Annotated in this window: 9 protein-coding genes; 4 read left to right on the top strand and 5 right to left on the bottom strand. The window is 65.8% G+C overall.

From position 1 onward, the window contains the following. Positions 1–135 precede the first annotated feature (135 nt). From G6O54_RS36105 to G6O54_RS36085, 5 genes are all read right to left on the bottom strand, one after another. On the bottom strand, positions 136–1,107 hold the full coding sequence (locus G6O54_RS36105) for a DUF1559 domain-containing protein (protein ID WP_165235655.1): 972 nt from the start codon (positions 1,105–1,107) through the stop codon (positions 136–138). Positions 1,108–1,294: 187 nt separating this feature from the next. After that, positions 1,295–2,464 carry an alpha/beta hydrolase-fold protein gene (locus G6O54_RS36100; RefSeq protein ID WP_165235652.1) on the bottom strand — a complete coding sequence of 390 codons (1,170 nt, stop codon included), beginning with the start codon at positions 2,462–2,464 and terminating at the stop codon, positions 1,295–1,297. A gap of 895 nt (positions 2,465–3,359) precedes the next feature. Further along, positions 3,360–4,133, bottom strand: a complete 774-nt coding sequence (locus G6O54_RS36095) for a hypothetical protein (RefSeq protein WP_165235649.1) — start codon at positions 4,131–4,133, stop codon at positions 3,360–3,362. A gap of 56 nt (positions 4,134–4,189) precedes the next feature. Further along, positions 4,190–4,480 (bottom strand): hypothetical protein, encoded by a 291-nt coding sequence (locus G6O54_RS36090; RefSeq protein WP_165235646.1) that lies wholly within the window; start codon positions 4,478–4,480, stop codon positions 4,190–4,192. A 292-nt stretch (positions 4,481–4,772) separates the two neighbouring features. Then, complete coding sequence (locus G6O54_RS36085) at positions 4,773–5,318, bottom strand: DUF6088 family protein (RefSeq protein WP_205679162.1); 546 nt, start codon at positions 5,316–5,318, stop codon at positions 4,773–4,775. Between the two features lie 592 nt (positions 5,319–5,910). Between G6O54_RS36085 and G6O54_RS36080 the strand changes: the two genes are divergently transcribed. The 4 genes from G6O54_RS36080 to G6O54_RS36065 form a co-directional block, all read left to right on the top strand. Then, the gene (locus G6O54_RS36080) at positions 5,911–6,483 is read left to right on the top strand and encodes a Uma2 family endonuclease (RefSeq protein WP_165235640.1); all 573 of its coding nucleotides are present in this window, start codon (positions 5,911–5,913) and stop codon (positions 6,481–6,483) included. Between the two features lie 268 nt (positions 6,484–6,751). Then, entirely contained in the window at positions 6,752–7,000 is a 249-nt protein-coding gene (locus G6O54_RS36075) for a hypothetical protein (protein ID WP_165235638.1), read from the top strand. Further along, positions 6,993–7,355, top strand: coding sequence for a Uma2 family endonuclease (locus G6O54_RS36070; protein WP_165235635.1), 363 nt, complete (start codon positions 6,993–6,995; stop codon positions 7,353–7,355). The genes G6O54_RS36075 and G6O54_RS36070 overlap by 8 nt, the downstream gene beginning before the upstream one ends. 462 nt (positions 7,356–7,817) lie before the next feature. Further along, positions 7,818–8,243 (top strand): hypothetical protein (locus tag G6O54_RS36065; protein ID WP_165235632.1); only part of this gene is annotated, 426 nt, incomplete at its 3' end.

Genomic DNA, 8,243 nt, shown 5'->3' with positions numbered 1-8,243 from the left:
CTTGGGGGAGAGAGGTCCCGAAGGGGAAACCAGTCGGGGATATGCTAACCGTTCACGCCCCGGCGGGGCTGGATACTCTCCCCAGGGTGGCTGCGAAGTGGATCAGGGCGATGGCGGTTGAGGACGGTGTCGACCTCACGGCTCCGACACGACTTCTCCACCCGCTCTCGTCCCGATCGCGTTCAGCACATCCGCACGGGTCGTCGTTTTCAGGAATCGCACCGAGCCGTCGCCGAACGCCGCATTCGCACCACCTGGATGGAACGAGAAGATGCCCGTGGCGTTCGTCTGGTTGATCGGCTGGTCTTTACTGGCCACCGTCCACCAGAAGTGCGTGCTCACCGCCCAGGCGGCCTGGTGATGGTCCATGCCTGCCGTGGGGGTGCTGTAGGGATAAATCTCGGGAGGCATGCCCTTGCGGTACATGTCCGGCCTGCCACCACGCTCCGCGATCAACACGCTGTGGGAGAGGCCATCGGTGATGTCCGCAAGGCGCGCCACCCGATACCGAATCGAGGCCCCGGTGGCGAGGTTATAGGTCGGCTCGCCCCATGCGCCGAAACGGACGATGCTCAGGTCCGAGCTCGATCCCGTCTGGTGCTTGATGCGGACCCCCCCCACGATCTCGTAGTCGCTGCGGGCTGCGGTGCCGATGCTCCGGGTCGGGAACTTGCCGTCGTTCCACTCCAGGATGGCCGGGACGTTCATGTTCGGGGTGCTCGTCGACGGGCAGAGGAACGTGCCGACCGTGGCATTCAAGCCGGTCTGGTTTGCCGGGGTGGTGGCGGGGAGGGCCAGGTTCAGGGAAGCGAAGACCGGTCGCTGTTCGAGATGGGCAAGGATCGCCGTGCGCCAGGAATGGAAGTGGAACTCATCGATCCCGGAGCGGGGCTGAGGGAGGAACGTACCGTTGTAGAGCGACGGTAATGCCCGGAAGGTCGATTCATGCTGAAGCACCGCCGCCGTGACTTGCCGGAGGTTGTTCTGGCAGGCCGTCCTCCTGGCCGATTCCCTCGCGGACTGGACCGCAGGCGCCAGGATCGCCAGCAGGAGGCCGATGATGACGAGCGTGACCAGTGTCTCGACCAGCGTGAACCCGGTTCGCATGGTTTCGGCTCCTTGAGTTTTACAACTGTCATAGAGAGTCTCGCAGGTTCGACCTGGATTGTCAATCTGAAGGCGACGTCATTCGGCGCGATCGTGCCCGTCGTGCGGAGGGGGGCGCCGGGGGGCCCTCACGCCGTCTCGATCGCCGGGGCGCCGATCTCCGGCCCGTCCTCGCCGCGGACGGCGATCACTCGGGCTTCTCGGATCCCCGCCCGGACTGTTCCTTCATCTTCCTGGCCCGGGCGATGAGTTCGGAGCGGTTCGGGAGGTCGAACTCGACGGCCAATGCCGCGGCCCGATCCGAGGCGCCCGCCGCGTCCTTCCACATCCCCGCCTTCGCATAGCCATCCGCCAGGCTGTCGTGGGCGTTGGCGGAATTCGGGTTGGCCTCGACGTTGCGCTTGAAGAGAGAAATGGCGTCCTCGGTCTTCTTCCGCGAGAGCGCCTCATATCCGAGTTCGTTGATCACGCCCTCCGGGACGGCCAGGGGCCATCCCACCTTCTTCGACACGTCCCTGAAATGCTGCTCCGCGAAGGGAAGCCCCTTTTCCACCATGTCGGGATGGAACCGATAGCCGGAATAGAGCTGACGCAACGCGTCGATCTGCGCGAGCAGGGCGACGCTGCCATGCGTCTCGTCGGGGTAGGGTCGCTCGAACCACCGGAATCCTTGCGGGGAGTAGGCCTTGAGCGTCGCGACCAGCTTGTCGTAGTCGGCCAGGGGCCGGCCCGAGTCGTCGCACCTCGCCACGTACAGGAAGGCATTCAATTCCCGAGTCGCCTTGAGGGATTGCTCCAGCGATCGTTGCGGGAGGTTGTCGTCCCAGTCGAGGCTCGCGCTGATCGCGAAATAGGCCCGGAACAGTGACGGGTCGGAGGTCAGGGTGTAGAGGGCAAACTGGCCCCCGGCTGAGTGGCCGGAGAGCACCCGGAACCCGTCCGTGCGATAGTGCTTATCGACGTCCGGGATCAGCTCGGTGGAGAGGAATCGCTTGAAGTGCCCCGCCCCGCCGCCGCCGATCCAGTGACTAGGCCAGTCGGTCTGCGTGAAGTCCCTGACGCGGACGGTGCTGTCGATCCCGACCACGATCATTTCGGGGATGTCGCCCTGCTGCGCGAGGTAGCCGACCGAGCCCGCCGCGTGGACGAAATGCGTCTGGCCGTCGAGCAGGAAGAGGACCGGGTAGCGTCGATCCTTCGCCCATCCGTAGCTCTCCGGCAAGGAGACCCGGTACACCCGGTCCTCGTTGAGGACGGCGGAATGGATCCGCCGCGTCTCGCCGATGACGACCGGATCTCCCGCGCCGGCTGCGGCCCCGAAGCCCAGAACCAGGACCGCGATTGCAGGGTGGACCATGTTCCCCTCCGTCGATGGATCCGGGATCTCCCGGATGGTGCCCGTCTCGGTCAGGGCCCGTCCCACCCTCGGGAGCGCAGGGGAGACGCGACCTCGTGGCCGCCATCATGATCGCGGCGGCATACCCCGGCAAGGGACATCGGGTCGGTCAGGCGGAGTGGAGGTCGGGATCCTGGTGGCCGCTTCCGAGCCCTGAGGTCGGCGGGGAACATCGATGTCGGGCCGGGCATGGTGAGAGGCAAGGTGATGGTCAGGGTTGGCGAGCGCCGGGCCGGAAACACCGGAAGCCGGGCAGGGGATACCTGCCCGGCTTCGGTGAAGGATGCCTCGCCTGCCGCTCGCGGCGGGTGCAATACCGGGCGGCGGACCGCCGGGTAGCAAAAGTGTTTGGCGCGGAGCACTGGCAAAGCACACGAGTCTTATCGGCTCGCGGCCGGCCGGTCTTGAGCGCGGCAGGAACGGTCCGTTCCAGGGGAGGCGTCCCAGGGATTCCGCAACGGCAAGCCGGCGATCCGGAGGTCGGACAGGTTACGGGTCACGCCGGTGCTCGTCGGGGAGGGACTACCACGGATGACGCGGATGACACGGATGAGGACGAGGGAGGGCGAGAATCGGGGGAGGGCCCCCGCTTGATCCGGGAGCAGGGGCCCGAGGCCGGCCAGGCCCGTGTCCATCGCCAGGGACCCAGGGGGAGTCGCCTGGGTCATCGAGAGAGGTGGTGGGGTGGGCCGGTGCGGTCGCGTCTCGATCGCCCGCTTCTCTAGCTTGGGTACGTGGCCACTGAGAGTCTGTCCCGGGAGTCGGGTTCCGAGTCGAGCGGGGGGCGTCAGCCCCCTGTCTTCTCGGTTCCGGACAGGGGGCTGACGCCCCCCGCTCGCCTTTTCGGGACAGACTCTCAGTATCCCGCCTGGGCGATGGTCGGCGAAGTGGCTCCGACCCCGCGCAGGAACTCGCGGAACTCGGCGGCGATGTGCTCGTCGCAGCGGCTTACCAGGAACTCGATGTCCTGGACGACCTTCAACACGGTGCCTCCCCGTTCGAGCGGCTGCGGGGACATCCGCGGGCGGTCGCAGTTGTGGATACAGTCGTGGCGGCGCTGGAAGATGGCGCGGAAACGCTCCTTGAACTGCTCGATCGCGGCCTCGCGTGCCGCGTTCCTGTCCTGCGGATTCCTGGCGAGGTAGTCCGCCGGCGAGATGCCGAAGAGGCGGATCTTCGCGTCCGGCCGGGACATCCAGGCATCGAGCGGGTCGCGGAAGAACCTATGCCCCCGGCGGAAGAACTTGTTGAACAGGTTCTGGATTGCGTCCAGGCTGATGACGGTCTCCCGCTCCATCATCTTCCGGGCGGCCATCCGCCACCGCCAGTTCTCGTTGGCATACTCTTCCAGGATGGCGCGGAGCGGGAACTTGACCTCGTAGACCCACTCCGGGAGCACGATCCCCGGCTGTCGGCTCTTCGAGCTTGCCGTCGCCGCGATGATGTCCGTGTAGGCATCGCAGAAGTAGGCGTCGAGCGCGCCGACCGCGAACATCCAGGCACCCCTCAGCAGGTCGGAGCGGAGCCGCTTCTCCTCGGGAGCGGCATGCGGGAGCGGGTCGGCGTGGGCCACGATCGCCCTGGCCCGCGCGATGTCTTCCGTGAAGTGCAGGAGGGCCGTCACGGGCAAGGGAGGACTCCGAAGATGCCTGGCCGTTCGGCACCCCGGCCGTTCGGCCCCCGCCGTCAATCCGCCTCGGCGTAGCCGAAGGCTTCTTCGTTGTAGTGGATCTTCTCGTCTTCCTCGTCGTACCGGACGTTTCGATCCGCGGGGAACACGACGTTCCACAGGTCGACGAGCTCCTCCGCCTCGAGCCCGCCCCGGACATGCCGGGCGAGGTCCGCAGCCGTCGGGGGCCCGTCCGCGAGCCTCTCCGGGAAGAGCTCGGAGTGGATTTCCGCGAGCTCGGAGGGCCTCGCCCTCTCGACCCCCTTCGCCAGAAGCTCGGTGGCATCAACGGTTGATAGCGTCGGCATGCATCACCTCCGCGCCGGACATATCCCGGCGACAGCCCTTGAGGTCATTCTAGCCGTGGCCTCATGTGCGGCCAATATGGACGCCCTGGAAAGTGGGTGCGTGGGCGCCGATTCCCGGCACGTGCAGGACTCCCGACCGAGGGCGATGACGACGCCCGGTGCTCGTCGGGGAGGGACTACCACGGATGACGCGGATGACACGGATCAGGACGATGGAGGGCGAGAATCGGGGGAGGGCCCCGGCTTGATCCGGGAGCCGGGGGCCCGAGGCCGGCCAGGCCCGTGTCCATCTTCACGGCTCCTCCGCGATCCTTCGGAGGATCGGGTGCATCCATGCCGGGGCGACCGAGAGGTCCTTCGAGAGCTCGCGGCGTTTTTCGGCCGGGATGGTGCGACGGAGGTGCTCGATCCGATCGGGCGTGACGTGCGGCTCTCCCAGGGCGCGGAGGGCCTGGACCACGAGGCCGCTCAGCTTCCCCGCGGCCGCCATGTTCCTGGGCGTCGTGCGCCGGAGCTGGATGGTCGTGTTCCCCACCCTCACCGTTCGGCTCGGGCCGTCGGTCAGGAACTCGGCCCTGGCCGGCACCTGCTCGGAGAGGCCCAGGACGTTCGCCGCGTAGGCCCCGGCCGGTTGGAGGCGGGTGCGGTCCCGCCCCGCCAGGGCCCTGGCGATCGCGTCGGCCGACGGCGAGAGCGTCCCCAGGGCCGGATGCTCCTTCGGATAGTCGTAGAGGCCGCGGGCGAGCCTGCGGATGGTGCCCTTCTTCGCGAGTCGGTGGAGCGTGACGTCGACGGCCTGCCGGCTCCCGAGGTCCAGGAAGTCCCCGGGGACGAGCACCGCACCCCGTCCCCGCCCCCGGATCCGGGCAAGAAGCCTGGAATCAATGCTTTGGGCGACCTGTTCGGTGCTTCCCATGTAAGAAATACTAGCCAGTTTTTCTTACAAGATCAAGGAGGTTTCGGGGGCGATGACGACGCCCGGCGCCCGTCAGGGAGGGACCACCACGGATGACGCGGATGACACGGATCAGGACGATGGAGGGCGAGAATCGGGGGAGGGCCCCGGCTTGATCCGGGAGCAGGGGGACGAGGCCGGCCAGGCCCGTGTCAATCGCCAGGGACCCAGGGGGAGTCGCCTGGGTCATCGAGAGAGGTGGTGGGGTGGGCCGGTGCGGTCGCGTCTCGATCGCCCGCTTCTCTCGACTGAGGGCGTGACCACGGCTTCCCCTGACGGGCCGCCCAGGTCAAGGCGGCCCCGGCCTTGCCTCGCCGCCTGTTCATGCGTATGCTCGGGAGGGGCCGCGAGAGGCCCCGACCGGAGGAGGGGAAAGGCGTGATGACCACCCTGAATCCGGTCCCGGCGACCCTGCTCCCGGATCGACGTCCCGAGTCGTGACCTTTCCCGGCCCCTTGCCAGGAAGGAGGATCGGATGGTCCGCGTTGAGATGCGCGAATCGACGATGACCTGGACGCCCCAGAGGTTCTGGCGAGCCGTCGACGCCGGACTCTTCGAGGACCTGGGCAAGGTCGAGTTGATCGGAGGCCAACTGGTCGCCACGAGCATCGAGGAAGGGCCTCACAGGGACGTTGCGATCAACATCGAGGAGGCCCTCAAGGCCATCATCCCGGCCGATGCCTGGTTCGTGGGTCGCGAGGTCACCGTCGAAGCGGCCGACTCCGTCCTCGTCCCGGACGTCCTGGTGGCCCGGGGACCGCGGAAGCCCCGGTATCGCCGGAGGAACCCGAGGATTGACGAGGTGGCCCTGGCCATCGAGGTGGCCGACACCACGCTCTCTCGAGATCGTCGACTCAAGGTCCCCTTCTACCTGGATGCGGGCGTCCCGATCGTGTGGGTTGTGAACGTGGGGGATTCGCGCGTCGAGGTTTATTCGCCGGCCGGAGGCCCCGATGCGCCGACGGTTCATGGCATCGGGGACGAGGTGCCGGTTACCCTTGATGGCTTCGCGAGCGGACGGATTCCCGTCGCGGACGTCCTCGATTGACCTGCGTCGCTGAAAAGGCCCTCGATGATGTCGCAACCAGCCAGGATCAGCATCAGCCTGTTGGGAAGAGCGACCGCACCACGTCGCGCTGTCGACGCGGAATGGGAGGCCCGGACCGCGGCGGGCCTGATCGGCGAGAGAGGCGTGCCATACCTGAGGAAAACCCTCACCCAGGCTTCGCAGATTGCGGCAAAATCCTGGGATGTCCCGCTTTGCGAGCCCGTGGGATGTCCCGCTTTGCGAGCCCCCGGAGGAGGGAAAAGGCACGATGACCACCCTGAACCCGGTCCAGACGACGCGTCCCCCGGTCCCCCCGCGCCGGATGACGGTGGTGGAATACGAGGAACTGATCGAATCCGGTGTGATCGACGAGCGGGCGCCGGTGGAGCTGATCGAGGGGCGGATCGTCGGCAAGAGGACCAGGGGCAGGCGACATGGCGTGGCGTCGTCGCTCATCCAGGACGCCCTGACGATCGCGCTCGGGTCGGGCTCGGGATGGTTCGTGCGGGTTGAGTGAGAAGCCCGTGGCGTTGCCTGGCCAGAAGAGCATGCCCGAGCCGGACGCGGCCCTCGTGCGCGGCCGCCCCCGGGACTACCTGGCGGCGCAGCCCCGTCCCGAGCATGTCGGCCTGGTCGTCGAGATCGCGGACAGTTCGCTCCTGGAAGACCGTCGGCGGATGAACCTCTTCCTCGCCGCCGGCATCCCATCCTGCTGGCTCCTGAACCTCGTCGACGATCGCCTCGAGGTCCACCGGCCCGGCACCGAGCCCGAGACCCTCGGCGGATCGGATTCGGTCGATCTCGTCCTCGACGACCGTACCGTCGCCAGGATCGCCGTCGCCGACCTGCTCCCGGGCCATCGGCCCGAGTGAAGCGCGACAGGACGCGGCCCGCGAGGCGTGAGATGGATTTGACCCGGGCTTCGCAGAACGTCCGGTGATCGGAGAGCGGCCCGATTGCCATGGAGATAGACCGCAGACCCTTGTGGTGGGCCGATGCGGTCGCGTATCAATCGCCAGCTTCCCTATCTTGGGCGCGTGACCACTGATTTCTATCGTGGCGACTGATTCCTTTCTCCAGCCTCTCCAGCTTCTTTGTCCTGAGTGCGTGGCATTGACTCCTTGACTTTCCTCGATTTTCCACATGCTTGCTTGGGTGCGGATTCTTGAGGTGAACCTTTCTTTACGTCTTGAAGTAGGAAGAACCACTCGGCTCTAATGATCGCGTGAGCTGCGGTGACCGCGCCTAACTCGTTTAGTAGGTAATCGCACCGCATACAAATTCACGGTTCATGGTCAGGTACTCGCCTCCAATTCGAAACGAGTGAGAACAAGATGCCGCACAACAGAGATGAAGTCGAATCAACGATCAAATCAGACTACGATTTTTACGTTCCGGGAGGTGAGTACAGTGTCACTCACCTCGTTCTAGCAGCCCTAGATGTATACTTTACAGGTGGACAGAATACCGCTGCATTTCTAAAGGACGAGGTGGAGAAATATGGGATTAAGCTGGCCTCGGCTATGGCCACAGCTACTCCTCCTGTGCAACCTACCGAAGCTCTAATTGCTGATAAATTTGTATTTCAAAATTGGGAAACATTTCTCGGTGTGAAAGTCCCTCTGCCCAATAAAATTGTTCCTTATGTGGCCGGTCGAAGAAAAGCCACACCTCCGGCTGAGCCACGGCCCTCAATCTTGTCCTGGGGTTTCGACTGGGGCTCAGAAGTACCGAGCCTGCCCGGTGCAAGATATCACGCT

This window comes from Aquisphaera insulae, from assembly GCF_011064615.1.
GTDB classification, from domain to species: Bacteria; Planctomycetota; Planctomycetia; order Isosphaerales; family Isosphaeraceae; genus Aquisphaera; species Aquisphaera insulae.
This window is presented reverse-complemented; position numbering and strand designations above follow the sequence as displayed.